The sequence below is a fragment of the Pseudomonas sp. BS-2016 genome, from assembly GCF_001806145.1.
In the GTDB taxonomy this organism is placed as follows: Bacteria; Pseudomonadota; Gammaproteobacteria; order Pseudomonadales; family Pseudomonadaceae; genus Aquipseudomonas; species Aquipseudomonas lundensis.
On sequence record NZ_MLCT01000024.1, the window covers coordinates 104,350 to 120,369 of the forward strand.

The 16,020-nt window shown below is 57.6% G+C and carries 20 protein-coding genes; 12 read left to right on the plus strand and 8 right to left on the minus strand.

What is annotated here, in order from left to right:
* The first annotated feature begins 3 nt into the window (after positions 1 to 3).
* Positions 4 to 459 (plus strand): thioesterase domain-containing protein, encoded by a 456-nt coding sequence (locus tag BKD70_RS14210; protein ID WP_047272856.1) that lies wholly within the window; start codon positions 4 to 6, stop codon positions 457 to 459.
* A 23-nt stretch (positions 460 to 482) separates the two neighbouring features.
* On the opposite strand, the gene cysQ is transcribed toward BKD70_RS14210, so the two are convergent.
* Positions 483 to 1,310 carry a 3'(2'),5'-bisphosphate nucleotidase CysQ gene (gene cysQ, locus BKD70_RS14215; RefSeq protein WP_047272855.1) on the minus strand — a complete coding sequence of 276 codons (828 nt, stop codon included), beginning with the start codon at positions 1,308 to 1,310 and terminating at the stop codon, positions 483 to 485.
* Entirely contained in the window at positions 1,307 to 1,873 is a 567-nt protein-coding gene (nudE, locus tag BKD70_RS14220) for an ADP compounds hydrolase NudE (RefSeq protein ID WP_047272854.1), read from the minus strand. Before nudE ends, cysQ begins: the two co-directional genes overlap by 4 nt.
* A gap of 88 nt (positions 1,874 to 1,961) precedes the next feature.
* On the opposite strand from nudE, the gene yrfG reads away from it, so the two are divergent.
* Complete coding sequence (yrfG, locus tag BKD70_RS14225; protein ID WP_047272853.1) at positions 1,962 to 2,624, plus strand: GMP/IMP nucleotidase; 663 nt, start codon at positions 1,962 to 1,964, stop codon at positions 2,622 to 2,624.
* Positions 2,625 to 2,722: 98 nt separating this feature from the next.
* On the opposite strand, the gene lysM is transcribed toward yrfG, so the two are convergent.
* Complete coding sequence (gene lysM, locus BKD70_RS14230) at positions 2,723 to 3,163, minus strand: peptidoglycan-binding protein LysM (protein ID WP_047272852.1); 441 nt, start codon at positions 3,161 to 3,163, stop codon at positions 2,723 to 2,725.
* 114 nt (positions 3,164 to 3,277) lie between these two features.
* Between lysM and BKD70_RS14235 the strand changes: the two genes are divergently transcribed.
* From BKD70_RS14235 to BKD70_RS14245, 3 genes are all read left to right on the plus strand, one after another.
* Positions 3,278 to 4,165, plus strand: coding sequence for a LysR family transcriptional regulator (locus BKD70_RS14235; protein WP_047272851.1), 888 nt, complete (start codon positions 3,278 to 3,280; stop codon positions 4,163 to 4,165).
* Between the two features lie 94 nt (positions 4,166 to 4,259).
* On the plus strand, positions 4,260 to 5,099 hold the full coding sequence (gene fdhD, locus BKD70_RS14240; RefSeq protein ID WP_047272850.1) for a formate dehydrogenase accessory sulfurtransferase FdhD: 840 nt from the start codon (positions 4,260 to 4,262) through the stop codon (positions 5,097 to 5,099).
* Positions 5,096 to 7,444: an FdhF/YdeP family oxidoreductase gene (locus tag BKD70_RS14245; RefSeq protein WP_047272849.1), complete on the plus strand. Its 2,349-nt coding sequence runs from the start codon at positions 5,096 to 5,098 to the stop codon at positions 7,442 to 7,444. The genes fdhD and BKD70_RS14245 overlap by 4 nt, the downstream gene beginning before the upstream one ends.
* Before the next feature lie 142 nt (positions 7,445 to 7,586).
* Here BKD70_RS14245 and BKD70_RS25680 read toward each other — a convergent pair whose 3' ends face one another.
* From BKD70_RS25680 to BKD70_RS25385, 4 genes are all read right to left on the minus strand, one after another.
* Positions 7,587 to 7,808 (minus strand): pyocin S6 family toxin immunity protein, encoded by a 222-nt coding sequence (locus tag BKD70_RS25680; RefSeq protein WP_350449317.1) that lies wholly within the window; start codon positions 7,806 to 7,808, stop codon positions 7,587 to 7,589.
* 382 nt (positions 7,809 to 8,190) lie between these two features.
* Complete coding sequence (locus tag BKD70_RS14250; RefSeq protein WP_047272848.1) at positions 8,191 to 8,430, minus strand: pyocin S6 family toxin immunity protein; 240 nt, start codon at positions 8,428 to 8,430, stop codon at positions 8,191 to 8,193.
* A complete protein-coding gene (locus tag BKD70_RS25380) occupies positions 8,421 to 8,582 on the minus strand; it encodes an S-type pyocin domain-containing protein (protein ID WP_230683822.1) in 162 nt (53 codons plus the stop codon). The genes BKD70_RS14250 and BKD70_RS25380 overlap by 10 nt, the downstream gene beginning before the upstream one ends.
* Positions 8,519 to 8,737, minus strand: a complete 219-nt coding sequence (locus tag BKD70_RS25385; RefSeq protein WP_230683825.1) for a hypothetical protein — start codon at positions 8,735 to 8,737, stop codon at positions 8,519 to 8,521. Before BKD70_RS25385 ends, BKD70_RS25380 begins: the two co-directional genes overlap by 64 nt.
* A gap of 615 nt (positions 8,738 to 9,352) precedes the next feature.
* Between BKD70_RS25385 and BKD70_RS14255 the strand changes: the two genes are divergently transcribed.
* Both BKD70_RS14255 and BKD70_RS14260 read left to right on the plus strand, forming a co-directional pair.
* On the plus strand, positions 9,353 to 9,829 hold the full coding sequence (locus tag BKD70_RS14255) for a glycine zipper domain-containing protein (RefSeq protein WP_047272847.1): 477 nt from the start codon (positions 9,353 to 9,355) through the stop codon (positions 9,827 to 9,829).
* A gap of 251 nt (positions 9,830 to 10,080) precedes the next feature.
* On the plus strand, positions 10,081 to 11,019 hold the full coding sequence (locus BKD70_RS14260) for a hypothetical protein (RefSeq protein ID WP_047272846.1): 939 nt from the start codon (positions 10,081 to 10,083) through the stop codon (positions 11,017 to 11,019).
* Between the two features lie 133 nt (positions 11,020 to 11,152).
* On the opposite strand, the gene BKD70_RS14265 is transcribed toward BKD70_RS14260, so the two are convergent.
* Positions 11,153 to 11,617, minus strand: coding sequence for an Lrp/AsnC family transcriptional regulator (locus BKD70_RS14265; protein WP_047272845.1), 465 nt, complete (start codon positions 11,615 to 11,617; stop codon positions 11,153 to 11,155).
* Between the two features lie 128 nt (positions 11,618 to 11,745).
* Between BKD70_RS14265 and BKD70_RS14270 the strand changes: the two genes are divergently transcribed.
* From BKD70_RS14270 to BKD70_RS14290, 5 genes are all read left to right on the plus strand, one after another.
* Positions 11,746 to 12,081 (plus strand): hypothetical protein, encoded by a 336-nt coding sequence (locus BKD70_RS14270; protein ID WP_047272844.1) that lies wholly within the window; start codon positions 11,746 to 11,748, stop codon positions 12,079 to 12,081.
* 103 nt (positions 12,082 to 12,184) lie between these two features.
* Entirely contained in the window at positions 12,185 to 13,945 is a 1,761-nt protein-coding gene (locus BKD70_RS14275) for a GspE/PulE family protein (RefSeq protein WP_047272843.1), read from the plus strand.
* A gap of 99 nt (positions 13,946 to 14,044) precedes the next feature.
* A complete protein-coding gene (locus BKD70_RS14280; protein WP_047272842.1) occupies positions 14,045 to 14,965 on the plus strand; it encodes an SPFH domain-containing protein in 921 nt (306 codons plus the stop codon).
* Between the two features lie 3 nt (positions 14,966 to 14,968).
* Positions 14,969 to 15,418: an NfeD family protein gene (locus BKD70_RS14285; protein WP_047272841.1), complete on the plus strand. Its 450-nt coding sequence runs from the start codon at positions 14,969 to 14,971 to the stop codon at positions 15,416 to 15,418.
* A 67-nt stretch (positions 15,419 to 15,485) separates the two neighbouring features.
* A complete protein-coding gene (locus BKD70_RS14290) occupies positions 15,486 to 15,800 on the plus strand; it encodes a DUF2388 domain-containing protein (protein ID WP_047272840.1) in 315 nt (104 codons plus the stop codon).
* Positions 15,801 to 16,020: the final 220 nt, after the last annotated feature.

A 16,020-nucleotide genomic window follows, 5' to 3' on the forward strand; every position in this document is an offset into this window, starting at 1 on the left:
TGCATGAACCGCGACAGTCGTTACCTGGAATCCATCCTCCACCACGACATCCCGCTGACCCGCGAAATGGGCCTCAAAGTCCTCGGCTGGCATGACCGGCAACTGCGCCTGCAGTTGCCGCTGACGGCCAACATCAACCACAAGAGCACCATGTTCGGTGGCAGCTTGTACTGCGGCGCGGTGCTGGCGGGCTGGGGCTGGTTGCACTTGAGGCTACGTGAAGCGGGCATCGAAGACGGGCACATCGTGATTCAGGAAGGCCACATCAGCTACCCGCTGCCGGTCACGCAGGACGCGATCGTGTTGTGCGATGCACCGGCCGAGGCGGCCTGGACCAAGTTTGTGAGCATGTACACACGCCATGGCCGGGCGCGCCTGACCCTGGAAACCCGGGTCATCAATGCGGACGGCGAAGAAGACGCCGTCCGTTTCAGCGGCCAGTATGTGTTGCACCGTTAAGGCGGCGCGAGGGTCGATCCCGGTTATGCGCGGGCGAGCTTGAGCAGCGTCTCGCGCCAAGGCGCTTTTGCCGGTAACGCCAAAAACGAATCATTGAGCAGCGATGCCCGCGCCGGGTAAGTGAACGGCTGGCCGTCCAGGTGCAGCACCACACCGCCCGCGCCTTCGAGCACGCCCTGGGCGGCGGCGGTGTCCCACTGTGAGGTCGGGGCCAAACGCGGGTAGCAATCGGCCGCGCCCTCGGCCAGCAAACAAAACTTGAGCGAGCTGCCGACGCTGGTCAGGGTCAATTCACCCAAATGTTCACTCAACCCGGCCAACAGTTTCTCTTGCTCCGGGCTGGAGTGACGACGGCTGGCGACCACTGTCAGCGGCTCGCCCACAGGCGGGGTGGTGCGCACAGTGATGGGTTCGATCGTGTCGCCATCTGCGCGCCACGCCCCCAATTCTGCGCCGCCGTAATAACAGCGGCCGCTGGTAGGCATCGACACCACGCCAAACACCACACGGCCGTGCTCGATCAAGGCGACATTCACAGTGAACTCTTCAGTGCCGGCAATGAATTCCTTGGTGCCGTCCAACGGGTCGACCAGCCACCAGCGGGACCATTCGGCACGCACGTCTTGGGCGATGTTGGCGTCTTCTTCGGACAAGACAGGGATGTCAGGATCGAGTGCAGTCAGGCCGTCGAGCAGCACGTGATGGGCCGCCAGATCAGCCGCTGTCACCGGCGAATCATCGGACTTGGCGGTGACCGCCACATCAGCGCGCCAGAACGGCAAGATGGCGTCACCCGCCTGATGCACCAGTTGAATCACACCCTGAAGCAGTTGAGGGACAGGCAGGCTCACAGCGTAAATTCCCCGCGCTGGGTCAGCAGATCCCGCGCCAGATACAGCGCCGCCAAGGCACGGCCCTCGGTGAATTGCGGGTTTTGTACCAGCGTCGATAGCTCGCGCAAGTTCACTGTCTCGACCCGCATGGGCTCCGGCTCATCGCCTTCCAGACGCGACTCATACAGGTCGGTGGCCAGCACCACTTGGATTTTCTGACTCATGTAACCCGGCGACAGTGACAGCTCGGTCAGGTGCACCAACTGACGGGCGCCATAGCCCGCTTCTTCTTTCAACTCGCGCTCGGCCGCTGCCAGTACGTCTTCGCCCGGCTCGATCAGCCCTTTGGGCAGCGACACTTCGTATTCGTCGGTGCCGCCACAATATTCTTCAACTAACAGGGCATGCTCGGCATCGATCATCGCCACGATCATCACCGCGCCATAACCATTGCCGCGCCCCACCAGCCGTTCATACGTGCGCTCAACGCCGTTGGAAAAGCGCAACTGCACTTCTTCAACACGAAACAATCGGCTACTGGCAACAATTTCACGGGCGAGTACGGTGGGTTTTTGGCGCATAGCGGCTCCTCAATATGAACGGGTTACTATACCCCGGCTTTTCCGATTGTCTTGGTCGGATGTTTTTCAACTGCGGGAGAAGTTTTGCATGACAGCGTTACCTTGGCGCGACATTGATACCGTTCTGCTGGACATGGACGGCACGCTGCTCGACCTGCATTACGACAACCACTTTTGGCTTGAACATTTGCCCCAACGCTACGCCGAACTGCACGGTATCAGCCGGGCCATGGCTGAACTGGAGCTAATGCCGCTGTTTGAACGCAATGCCGGCCAATTGAAATGGTATTGCCTGGATTTCTGGAGCGCCGAGCTGAAGATCCCGGTGCGCGAGTTGAAACTCGAAACCGCGGACCTGATTGCCCTGCGTCCTGATGCCGATACATTTTTAGCCGCCATCAAAAACGCCGGCAAGCGGGTGATTTTGATCACCAACGCACACCGCGATTCGCTGTCTTTGAAATTGGAACGCATCGAACTTGCGCCTTACTTCGAAAGGCTGATCAGCTCGCACGACTACGGTTTCCCGAAGGAAAGCCCACAGTTCTGGGATGCCTTGCACGCTGATACCGGGTTTGATCCGGCACGCAGCCTGTTTATCGACGACACCCTGCCGATTCTGCGCAGTGCACGGGATTATGGCGTGAGGCATTTGCTGGCCGTAAAACAGCCCGACAGCAAAAAAGGCCCGAAAGACACTGAGGAATTTGCGGCGTTGGGGGATTACCGCGACTTGCTGGAAGGGCTTTGAGTCAGGCCCACTGAAGTGCGTGAGGGATCACCACCGCATACCTGGGCAGCGACACACGTGCATGCACACCTGCTGTCGCTGCCGAAAACCGCGCGGGTTTACTCAGGGATACGCAGTGTCTGGCCCGGGTAGATTTTGTTCGGGTCTTTGAGCATCGGTTTGTTGGCTTCAAAGATTTTTTGATACTTGTTCGCGTCGCCGTATACCGTGAGTGAGATGGCGCTGAGGGTGTCGCCCTTTTTCACCACCACAAAACGCGAAGCGGCAACCACCGGTCCGGTCACCGTGATTTGGTCGTCAACACTGGCAACACCTTCGATATTGCCCGCCGCCAGAATGATTTTTTCTTTCTCTTCCTGACTCGCGACCTCGCCGGTCACGATCACCTTGTCGCCCTCAACGGTGGCGGTGATGTTCGGATTGCCCAAACCTACTTTTTCTACGTGCTTCTTGAGTTCTTCCGAGGCGTTGGCTTTGCCCGGTGTCAGCAAGTCGATTACTTTTTCGCCCGCTTCCTTGATAAAGCTAAAAATACTCATCGTTCACGCTCCTAGGGTTGGAATATCCAGACACACAGCGTAGACCAACATTGGACAGGCAGGTTCCGGGGCGGGCACGTTAGAATCCCCCGACGATTTGCACGTGGAGCGAGCATGGACATCAAACAACTGAAATTCCTGATCGCCCTCGATGAAACCCGTCATTTCGGTCAGGCGGCGGCCCGCTGCCATATCACCCAACCCACGCTCTCCATGCGCCTGCGCAGCCTTGAGCAGGAGCTGGGGTTGCAGCTGGTCAATCGCGGCCAGCGCTTTGAAAGCTTTACCGCCCCCGGCGAGCGCGTGCTGGCATGGGCCAGAACCGTGTTGTCCGCCTACGACGGTTTGCAGGCCGAAGCGGCTGCGTGCCGCGGCAACCTGATCGGTACGTTGCGTTTGGGCGTGGTGCCGTTGTCGAGTTTTGACCCGCTGCCGTTATTGCAACAAATGCACAAGGCGCACCCCGAACTGCGCTTTGAGTTGTCCGCACTGAGTTCCGAACAGATCCTGGAGCAATTGGCCCGCAATCAGCTGGATGTGGGCGTCTCCTACCTCGACCGGCTAGACCATGAGCGTTTCGACTCGCTCACCCTGGGCGACACCCGCATGGGGCTTTTATACGACCAACGGCACTTCGCCTTCGGTGAGCAACCGTTGAGCTGGGAAGCGCTGATCGAATTGCCGTTGGCGCTGCTCAGTGGCGGCATGCATTTTCGCCAGTCCATCGATCACAACTTCCACAGTCGCGGGCTGACCCCGCAGCCCATGCTGCAAACCGATGCGGTTCATCAACTGTTGCAAGCCGTGCATGGCGGGTTGTGTTGCGCGGTCATGCCGCTCGAAGGCGGCCTTGAAGCCCTGACTGACGACCTGCGCCTGCACCCGATTGCCGATGCGCAAACCCTCGCCACGCTGGGTTTGATCATGCGCCGCGAAGCGCCACGGTCGGCACTGGCTGAAGCCTGCTTCGCGCTGTTTCAAAAATCATCAACTGCTTGTTGATCGACGGCATCTATCAATAGATCAGCACTAGCGATTAGACGCGACACAGTGTCGCGCCTACCCTTACTGCTGAATATTCCGTCGGTACAGCCTTATGAACGCCCAGCGCCCCACGTGCGCGGCGCCCGCCCAGGATTCGCCCGCGCCCGCTGCCAGCCAGAACTATCACTACGTCACGCTGGACCACAGCAGCGGCGCTGAAACTGCCCTCGCCGAAGAAGTCGCCCTGGCGATTGCCTTCAATGGCATCAACCAAGCGGTGATGCTGGTGACGCCCACTGACCTTGAGGATTTCATCGTCGGTTTCAGCCTGGGCAGCGGCATCATTCAAGACCCCAGCGATATTTATGACCTCAAGCTCAGTGGCGCGGGCTCGGCGCAGTATGCCCACGTCGAAATCGCCAGCCGTGCGTTCTGGAACCTCAAACAGCAACGTCGCCAACTGGCAGGCACCAGCGGTTGCGGCCTGTGCGGCGTCGAAGCCGTCGAGCAAGCGTTGCCCGAGCTGAACGTCCTGCCCGGTGCGCCCTTGCCGCCCGCACAGTGGCTTGACGGCCTGCGCCAGCGCATCAGCGCGTTTCAACCGCTGGGCCAGCACTGCGGCGCGGTGCATGCGGCCGTTTACATGGACGCCAACGGCCACCTGCTGATGGGTCGCGAAGACATTGGCCGGCATAACGCGCTCGACAAGTTGATCGGTGCATTGGTGCGCCAACGCATCGACCTGAACGGCGGCGCGGCGATTGTCACCAGCCGTTGCAGCCTTGAGCTGATTCAAAAAGTGTTGCGCGCAGGCATCCAGACCCTGATCAGCCTGTCCTCGCCTACGGGCCTGGCGCTGCAATGGGCCCGCCGCCACAACCTCAACCTTATTCATCTGCCGCAAAAAAGCGCACCGCGTGTATACAGCCCGGTGCAGGAGAATCCCGCGTGAGCACTCATCATCAAGCCGACCAAACCCCAACCCCTCGCTACAAGCCCTATAAAGGCCCGGCAGGTGGCTGGGGCGCGCTGATCAGTGTGGCGCAAGCCTGGTTGACCAGCGACAACGCCCTGAAAAACCTGCGCATGATGCTCAAGACCAACCAGAACGGCGGTTTCGACTGCCCCGGTTGTGCCTGGGGCGACTCGCCGGAAAGCGGGCTGGTCAAATTCTGCGAGAACGGCGCCAAGGCGGTTAACTGGGAAGCCACCAAGCGCCGGGTCGATGCCACGTTCTTCGCCAAACACAGCGTCAGCGCGCTGCTGGAGCAAAGCGATTACTGGCTCGAATATCAGGGCCGCCTGACCGAGCCCATGCGTTACGACGCGTCCACCGACCGCTATGTGCCCATCACGTGGGATGGCGCTTTCGCGCTGGTTGCCAAGCACCTGCTGAACCTGACGAGCCCCCATCAGGCGGAGTTCTACACCTCGGGCCGCGCCAGCAACGAAGCGGCGTATTTGTACCAATTGTTCGTGCGCGCCTTCGGCACCAATAACTTCCCCGATTGCTCGAACATGTGCCACGAAGCCAGCGGCGTTGCCCTTGCGCAAAGCGTGGGGGTCGGCAAGGGCACGGTCACGTTCGATGACTTCGAACATGCCGACGCAATCTTCGTGCTTGGGCAAAACCCCGGCACTAACCACCCGCGCATGCTTGAACCGCTGCGCGAAGCCGTGAAGCGCGGCGCCCAAGTGGTGTGTGTCAACCCGCTCAAAGAGCGCGGTCTGGAACGCTTCCAGCACCCGCAACACCCCCTGGAAATGCTCACCAACGGTGACCGCCCGACCAACACTGCTTACCTGCGCCCTGCTTTGGGCGGCGATATGGCGCTGTTGCGGGGCATGGCCAAGTTCCTGCTGCAATGGGAACGCGATGCCCAGGCGGCTGGGGAGCCGGCAGTCTTCGACCATGCGTTCTTGAATGAACACACCGCCGGCGTGCTGGATTACATCGCCAGCCTGGATGACACCCCGTGGGACCCTCTGGTCGAGCAATCGGGCTTGACGCTGGCGGACATCGAACGTGCCGCGCGCATGTACCTGAAAGGCAAAAACGTCATCATGTGCTGGGCCATGGGCATCACCCAGCATCGCCACTCGGTACAGACCATTCAGGAAATCGCCAACCTGATGCTGTTGCGCGGCAACATTGGCCGTCCCGGTGCGGGTCTGTGCCCGGTGCGCGGCCACAGTAACGTGCAAGGCGACCGCACCATGGGCATTAACGAGCGCCCGCCCGTGGCATTCCTTGATGCACTGGAGCGTCGTTTCAAATTCAATGTGCCGCGTGAAAACGGGCACAACGTGGTGGAAGCCATCCACGCCATGCTCGAAGGGCGCGCCAAGGTCTTTATCGGACTGGGCGGCAACTTTGCCCAGGCCACGCCCGACAGTCCGCGCACGGCCCAGGCCCTGCGCAATTGCGACCTGACCGTACAAATCAGCACCAAGCTCAACCGCAGCCATTTGATGCACGGCAAGGAAGCGCTGATCCTGCCTTGCCTTGGCCGAACCGACATCGATATCCAGGTGCAAGGCCCGCAAGCGGTCACGGTGGAGGATTCGTTCAGCATGGTTCACGCCTCCAATGGCCAGTTGCAGCCCTTGTCGAATCAGATGCGTTCGGAACCGGCCATCGTTGCCGGCATCGCAGCGGCAACCTTGGGAACGCACCCGATTGACTGGAACGGGGTCGTCGAAGATTACAGCCGCATTCGCGAGCTGATCGCTGACACCATCCCCGGCTTCAAAGACTTCAACACCCGCGTACAGCACCCCGGCGGGTTCTATTTGGGTAACGCCGCAGGTGCCCGCCAGTGGAATACACCTGCGGGCCGCGCCACCTTCAAACCCAACGTGCTGCCACGGGATCTGGTCGACGAACGCACACGTGCGACAGGCCGCCTGCCGGACCTGATCCTGCAATCGATGCGTTCCCACGATCAGTACAACACCACCATTTATGGGCTGGACGACCGTTACCGCGGGGTCAAGGGCCAACGCAACGTGCTGTTTGTGAACGAAGCCGACATTATTCGCCTGGGCTTCAAGCCGGGCCAAAGGGTGGACATCGTGTCTATCTGGGATGACGAGCACGAGCGTCGGGTTAAAAATTTCACCTTGCTGGCGTTTGATATTCCGGCCGGACAAGCAGCGGCGTACTACCCGGAAGTCAACCCATTGGTGCCGCTGGAAAGCACCGGGGATGGCAGCCATACGCCGACGTCCAAGTTCGTGGCGATTCGCCTTGAGGCAGCCACACCGTCGACACTGATCATGGCCAAGGCGAGCTGAGGCAGAACGTCTGCAATCTCTGAATCCACCGCGTCACCCAATGCGATCAAAACCCGCCAAGTGTCCCATTGCGATTCGAGGACAACCTTGGCGGCGGTGACGCGGGAGTGGGCGGGTAGGCGTTGGTACACGGCCTCAACAGTTAGCTGCAAAGTCCCAAGAAGTAAACCAGCTCACTATTGAAGGGTTCGCCCAGTATCGCCATAACCAAGATCGATTGATCTTGGGTTAGCTCATTTCCCCCCATCGGAACATCCCATAAGCGGGTCCAACCCAATACAGCGAGAATTGCTGTCTCCAACTCTTTGGGCACGTTTTTTGTCCTGTATTGAATGGTCCGGGTGGGACTCTGGGTAAAAGCCACTGATTGCAATAAAGACTAATGGCGACACGCCTGATTCACTTAGGGGAGCTCCGATCCACGTGCCGCATCTGCGCGGCACATTGAAAAAAACACAGCGATCAGCGCTAACTATTGCGCAATGCCCCATGCGCAACGATGGGTTGGGCTTGTAAAGCACGCTGCGTTTACTCACCCTGGAAATGCCTCGACGATCAATATCAGGGTTCTTAACTGATGCCTGCTTGTAGTCGTCAATTAATCCATAACAGCAAAGCTCAGGGCAGTAAGCCAGGCCACTGTTGATGGGCGCGTCGAGTACCGCCAGATTATCGACACCTGATTTTGCATGAGACCCTTCTCTCTACTGGTTAATCTCCCGGGCACGTCTAGTCAGGGAAAGATTTTAAGCGCGTACACCGATAAACATGTTTAACGTCACTGGCAGTTGTTCATTTATAGCTGAGGATATTTTTCGAACTTGCTCTTCGGTCAAAGGTAGCTCGCCATCGCACTCGGCAGCTAAATTTTCCCAGCCTAGAATATCCATGACTTTTTTTTCAAACTCAGGTCGCACGTCCAGCTCAAATTTGATTGAGCTATCTTCACAATCGTCTGCAAGGAATCCTGTAATTTCTAAAAACATGTGTTTCTCCATTTACTTTGGTGTGGCGTCCAGAGGAGGGTGATCCCGTTTAATTCGGCCTCCAATGCAGTCTTGCTTGCGCTCCATTTCACCTGCACGGTGCGTACTGAGTCATCACCTGACGCGCCAGTGTGAATGCCGTAAATCTGCATGACCGTCGGAACTGAAAGCGCACCCGCGTGGTGGCCTTGCACATGCAGCACAGTTGTTCGTCGGTATGGAATGTGCCGTCACTCGCAACACGGGCCAGTCCGGCATCCGCACCGATGGCCACTGCAATGACCTCTGACGCGGAAGGCAAAAGCATGGAAGCTGGCTCGGTGGCGGTTCTTGCATCTATGCAGCACCCGTTTTCAGCCACGCAGGATTGGGTGAAGACCAAATCAGTGCGTGGCTTGGGAGATGGCCACTCATCTTTTGAGCGATACACCGGCTCTGGCGGAGCGGTTTTTGCCAAGCAGCCCAACAGGCACCACCGTTTGAACGTTTCGGTTTCCAGAGGGGCTCGAAAAAAGAGTCGTCTTTACCTTCCTTCTTCATGCGAATCGCCTGTCAATTCATTTGAAGCACGAAGGCTGAAGTTGAATCTGAGGTGTGGCCAATTCGACCTCGTAACCGTGTGTGTCTATAAGTGAAGGGCAACAGGGGGATTTAGCGTGCAACGACCGGGCGCGCGCTGTCTTCCCCCTACCCTCGCCTGAACCCACATGACACGACGCTTTTTTTTGGACACAAAAAAGGCCGCTTTCCTGAGAAAGCGGCCTGTCCGAACTAATGCTCAGACCGTGCAAAACCCATTAAGTTCCCTTGTAAAAACAATAACTTAGTAAATTGTGTACAACTCGTGCTACTGGTCGGATTTTGATTGTAACCAACCGCGTACAGCCTCAGGATCGCGCCGTCATCCCTTTGAGGCTTACTTATGAAGCTCACCTCGATTCTCTTGTTGTCCCTTGGCCTGGTCAGTGGCGTAGCCTCGGCCGGTGGCACCACCGAAGCCGGTGTAGGCGGCGCATTAGGCGGGGTTCTTGGCGCCGTGGTTGGGCAACAACTCGGCGGCTCGACCGGATCGGCCATCGGCGCAGGCGTAGGCGGCGCGGCCGGTAGTGCCGTGGGTGCCGACAAACGCAGCCGTGGCGAAGCGGCCATCGGTGGTGCCCTCGGCGCCGCAGGCGGTAACGTCTTGGGCCGCAGCATGGGCGGCAGCACGGGCGGCCTGGTCGGCGCAGCCGCTGGCGGCGGCGCAGGCGGCGCGCTGGGCAACTACATGGGCAACAAAAGCGATGCCGATGATCGCGATTACCGTGATCGTGGCAATCGTCGCTACTACCGCGACGATCACCCAGGCCGGGGTCATGCTTACGGCCATCGCAAGAAGAACAAACATCGTCATCATTGATGACACCCAAACGGGAGCCCACACAGGCTCCCGTTTTTGTTTGTAGGCAAGCCGTCTTTCCCCTCTAAATTGTTTCAATGCATTACGCCCGCCCCTTTCGCGTCAATCATGCAACCTGCATGACCAAGCAAAACACTCAGACTTCTAACCTATTGTTAAACATAGAATTTTTATAAATACGGTGTTGGCACAACCCCTGCAATCTCTTGAATGAAGGCTGCACTTCTCACCATTTCAGGAGCACAACAATAATGATCGGGACTACAGAACACTATCCCGCTGCCCTGCAAGACAGCTCTGGCCACTCCGGTGTGTCCTGGGCCGCGATCTTTGCAGGTGCCGCCGCTGCCGCTGCACTTTCCCTCTTGCTGCTGATGTTGGGCGCAGGCTTGGGCTTTTCAGCCGTATCGCCGTGGTCAGGTGAGGGCGTAGGCGCCAAAGGATTGGGCATCACCGCCATCATCTGGCTGGCCGTGACACAAATTATTGCCTCGGGCATGGGCGGCTATCTGGCCGGTCGTCTGCGGGTCAAATGGGCCAACATGCATGGCGATGAAGTGTATTTCCGCGATACCGCCCATGGTTTCCTCGCGTGGGCAGTGGCCACACTGGTGACCGCCACCTTGGTTGCCGGCTCGGTCAGCAGTGTGATTGGCAGCGGCGTACAAGCCGGTGCGAACGTCGCGTCAGGTGCAGCTACCGCCATGAGCAGTGCAGCCGGTAGCGCTGCGGGCAACCACGCCAACAACGGTGCGGGCAACAGCTCGGATTATTTCATCGACACGCTGTTTCGCGATGATCGCGGCACCGCCGTCAGCGAAGACGCTGCCCACGGCATAGTGACGCGCATTTTCGTCCGCAGCCTGGGCAATGATGGCCAACTGAGTGCAGACGACCGTACCTACCTGGCCCAAATCGTCGCTCAGCGTACCAACCTGACTCAGCCAGAAGCCGAGCAACGGGTTGACCAGGTCTACGCCAAGGCCCATCAGGCCATTGAAGAGGCCAAAATCAAAGCCAAAGAAGCGGCTGACACGGCTGCCAAGGTCGCTGCCTGGACCACCCTGTGGATGTTCATCACCCTGCTGATTGGTGCGTTCTTCGCCAGCCTATGTGCCACGTTCGGCGGTCGCCGTCGCGACGCAGTGACTTACATCGACCACACCACGACCACCACGGTTGTCCGTTAATTCAGGAGAATAAAAATGCGCTCATTACTGCTGTTTTTCCTCGGTATCCCAATCCCGATCATCATCCTGATTGCGCTGTTTGTTCACTGACAGCACACCAACGGCCTTCCTTGTGAAGGCCGTTTTTTTTGCGCTACACCGGCAGGCACGTGGTCGATTTGATTTCAGACAGCGCCACAATCGAGTTCACTTCCTGAATGCCGGGCACCATCGACAGTTGTTCGAAGAAGAAACGTTCATAGGCCTCGATGTCCGGGGTCACGATCCGCAACAAAAAATCCACCGACCCCATCAGCACGTAGCACTCCAGCACCTGCGGGAACCCACGGATCGCATCCGTGAATTGGGTAAAGTTGGAGCGTCCATGAGCATTGAGTTTGACCTCAGCAAAGATCTGCGTATTCAGGCCCACCTTCTTGCGATCCAGCAAGGTCACCTGCCCCCGAATGATGCCTTCCTCTTTCATGCGCTGAATCCGGCGCCAGCAGGGGGACTGCGACAAGCCCACTTTTTCGGCGATCTGTGCGCTGGACAGTGAAGCGTCTTCTTGCAGAAGGGCCAAAATCCTGCGGTCGTAAGCGTCCAGTTCACCTTGCATAAATATTCCCGATTATTAGCTCATTAGGAATTGATCAAGTCTTAATTGATCAAATTCCGATCATCATAGATAAATAATTTCCTACAGTGCATGTGAATATTTCTCCAGCCGAAATCAGGAGTCATTGCATGCCACATCTTGAAGCCGTACCCACCGCGACACGCGCCGATGTCTGGGCCGTAAACACTGCCCCCTGCACAGTGCGTTATCAGATTGTGGCGGAGGCTGAAGCCGATGTGCTATGCCGCGCACTGAACCTGTTTGCCTTGCAGCAATTGATTCCCCAGCAGGTAGAGGTCATGCGCGAAGACGATGTATTACGCATAGACATCGTCAGCGATGAGCAAAGCTGGCACCGCGCCCAGGTGATCGGCGAAAAACTGCGCAATCTGGTGAGTGTCTGTGAACTGGTGATGTATCAGGTGACGTGCAGCCCCTCCCGCCTGCAAAAGCGCTCGCAATAGCTGGTATTGATTGGCAGTCGCCACAGCCCGGGGCGCGGCTAGGCTTGGGTATTCATGGCCAGACAAGGACCTGTCTGCGCTTGTGCATTGCCAAGGAGTCTTCATGCACGCCCATCCTGCCGCCGATCGCCCGCTTGACCTTGAACAGCTGCTGCCGGGTCTTGTTGCTCAAGGGTTAATCGCCCAGCCACTGGCCGATCAGGTGTTGACGCGTTATCGCACCTCCAGCCTGGACCCCGTCCACCCGCTGGTGTTTCTGGCGGCGCAGCAATTACCCGACCTGATGCGCCCCGGCAAAACCCTCACGCTTGAGCACCTCACGGCTTGGCTTGCGCAACAATGCGGGCAGCCCTACGTGCGCCTCGATCCCTTGAAAATCGATGCCGCCAGCGTCACCGGGCTCATGTCCAGCGCGTTCGCGCAGCGTCATCAAATTCTTGCGATTGCAGCCGATCAACACGCGATCACCGTTGCCAGTGCGCAACCCAATGTGAGGGGGTGGGAGGCCGATTTGCGCCAGGCCCTCAATCGCCCCATCAAGCGGGTATTTGCCAACCCCCTTGAGATTGCCCGACTCGGAACGGAACTGTTCCGTTTGGCCAAATCCGTCACCGGGGCTGCACTCACGGATCAAAAAAACACCCATTTGCCCAACCTTGAGCAGTTGATAAACCTTGGCGCGGGCAATCAGGAACCCGATGCCAACGATGCCCATATCATCCATATCGTTGACTGGCTGTTTCAGCACGCGTTCGAACAGCGGGCCAGCGATATCCATATCGAACCCCGGCGCGAGCAAGGGGCCGTGCGCTTGCGCATTGATGGCATGCTGCACAGCGTTTATCACTTTCCGCCGCAGGTCACGACCGCAGTGGTCAGCCGCCTGAAAAGCCTGGGCCGCATGAATGTCGCTGAAAAACGCAAACCTCAAGACGGCCGCATCAAAACCAAAACACCGGCAGGGGCCGAGGTGGAGCTGCGTCTGGCCACCCTGCCCACCGCCTTTGGCGAAAAAATGGTGCTGCGCATTTTCGACCCCTACGTTTTACTCAAGGGTTTTGACCAACTCGGCTTCAGCGTTGAAGACATGCAGCGCTGGGACCGTATGACCCGTCAGCCCAACGGCATTATTTTGATCACAGGCCCAACGGGATCGGGCAAAACCAGCACGTTGTACGCAACGCTCAAGCAATTGGCCTCACCGCAGATCAACTTGTGCACGCTGGAAGATCCAATTGAAATGATTGAGCCTGCCTTCAACCAGACACAGGTGCAGCCCAACATAGATTTAACCTTTGCCAACGGGGTGCGTGCGCTCATGCGCCAAGACCCGGACATCATCATGCTCGGTGAAATACGTGACCTGGAAACCGCTGAAATGGCGATTCAAGCCGCACTGACCGGGCACTTGGTGTTGTCGACGTTGCACACCAACGATGCACCCGGCGCCATTAACCGTTTACAGGAACTCGGGGTGGCGCCCTATTTGATCAAAGCAACCTTGCTGGGCGTGATGGCCCAGCGATTGATACGAGTCTTATGCCCGGACTGCAAAAGCGAACACCGCGTGTCACCCGATGACTGGCACAACTTCGCACCCGGCAGCCCGGCGCCCTCCAGCGTTTTTGCCGCCACAGGCTGTGATCACTGTCGGGAGACTGGCTACAACGGCCGAGCTGGCATTTACGAGATCATGTTGATGACTGACACGCTCACAGCATTGATTAACCACGACACCGATATTAACGCCCTGCGCAGAGCGGCCTGTGAAGAAGGCATGCGCCAATTAAGACTGGTGGCGGAGCACAAAGTAACGACGGGCGTAACTTCCATGGATGAAGTCTTGCGCGTCATTACCGCTTAGTTGAATTATTTTGAATAATATTTAACCGATTAAGGCGTGCGCTCGGGGGATACAATTTTTTCCGGATTTATCTCGAGTCACCTCAAACAAGGAATGGTTATGGAATTCAGCTATGTTGTTTTGCTCTTTGTCGTATTGGCGCTGTCTTTGCTTTTTATGGGGTTCAAAGTTGTGCCCCAAGGCTATGAGTGGACAGTAGAGCGCTTCGGGCGTTACACCAATACGCTTAAACCCGGTCTGAACATTATTATTCCCGTCATGGATAGCATTGGACGCAAGCTTAATGTCATGGAAAGTGTGCTGGATATCCCGCCACAAGAGGTCATTACGTCCGACAACGCTACGGTACAGATAGATGCCGTATGTTTTTTCCAGGTCGTTAACACCGCCCAGGCGGCCTATGAGGTCAACAACCTCGAACATGCCATTCGCAACCTTCTGCAAACCAACATTCGCACGGTGCTTGGCTCAATGGAGCTGGATGCCATGCTCAGCCAGCGTGACGGTATCAATGAAAAACTGCTGCGCACGGTAGATGAAGCAACAGCGCCATGGGGGATCAAAATCACCCGAATCGAGATCAAAGACATCAGCCCGCCTGCGGATTTGATGGCCGCCATGTCAGGCCAAATGAAAGCCGAACGCATCAAAAGGGCGCAAATCCTTGAAGCTGAAGGCTTGCGCGCCTCTGCAATTTTGACGGCTGAAGGTAAAAAACAAGCCCAGATTCTCGAAGCCGAAGGCGGTCGGCAGGCAGCATTTCTTGCCTCTGAAGCCCGTGAACGTCAGGCGGAAGCAGAAGCGCGCGCGACCCAAGTGGTTTCCGAGGCCATTGCAACCGGCAACGTGCAGGCCATCAATTACTTTGTGGCGCAAAAGTACGTTGATGCCTTGGGCAAAATCGCGTCTGCCGACAACAGCAAAGTGATCCTCATGCCACTGGAAGCCAGCCAAGTGATCGGAGCAGTGGGTGGAATCGGCGAAATAGTCAGAGCCTCATTCGATAAAACGAAGGGCTAAGACATGTTGGAACTCCTGCAAAACCTCAACCACTGGGACTGGCTGGCTCTGGCAGCAGTGCTACTGATCTTGGAGGTGTTCGGTACAGGCGGGTATTTGCTGTGGGCCGGGCTTGCCGCTGCTCTTGTGGCCGGGTTGAAGTTTTTGATACCCGAGCTGGCCTGGACGCTGCAATTGCCGCTGTTTGGCGTACTGGCCATCCTGACTGCGGTGTACTGGTGGAAACGCCAGCGCACTTCGCCCGCCTTGAGCGATCAACCTTTCCTCAACCGCAGGGGGCATGAACTCATCGGCCGCACATTCCTCGTTCAACAAGCCATTGTGGATGGACGAGGGAAAATCAAAGCGGGCGACAGTGTATGGATGGCCGAAGGGCCTGACGCCGAGGTGGGCACGGCCGTGCGGGTGGTCGCTCAGAATGGGGTCGTGCTCACCGTAGAAATTGTGACGTAAGGTTACGGAACTCTCTAACACTGACTAGAATCAAAGTTGGTAGTTCATTTATCCGGAGTTTCCCATCATGCGTCTCAAATATGCTGTTGCCGCTGCCGCTTTGTTGACCCTTCCTGTTGGCTCAGCGATGGCCGACAGCTTCTGGCGCAACGTCCTGTCGTCCGGTGCGACCACCGGTTCCACCTACCTGACGTTCAAAAAAGACCGTAAGGTCATCGCCGCACAAGATGACGCAGGCAGTTTTGTGGCCAGCAACGGCGAGATCCGTGGGCCATACCTGGAATCGGCCATGCAGGAGGTTCGCGCGCAGAACCCGAACCTGAAAGTGAGTGACATGGACCTGGCCAACGCGATTCTGGCAAAAAACGCGACCGCTGAATAAAACCGGCCTGTCGCCTCTGGCGTGCCGGTTTAGTCGTCTGGCAGTGAAGCGTTGTCCTGCTTCACCGCCAGACGTTTGGTACACCCTCGGTGGCAAACGCTGATGGGTGTTTATAAAGTGCTCATCGACACCATCGGAAATGTTGTTTGGGTGTGAGTATCCAAAGGGAATGAGTCAGTACCGCTGACCTTCACTTTCAAAAGCCGATTTTCAAGGCGTA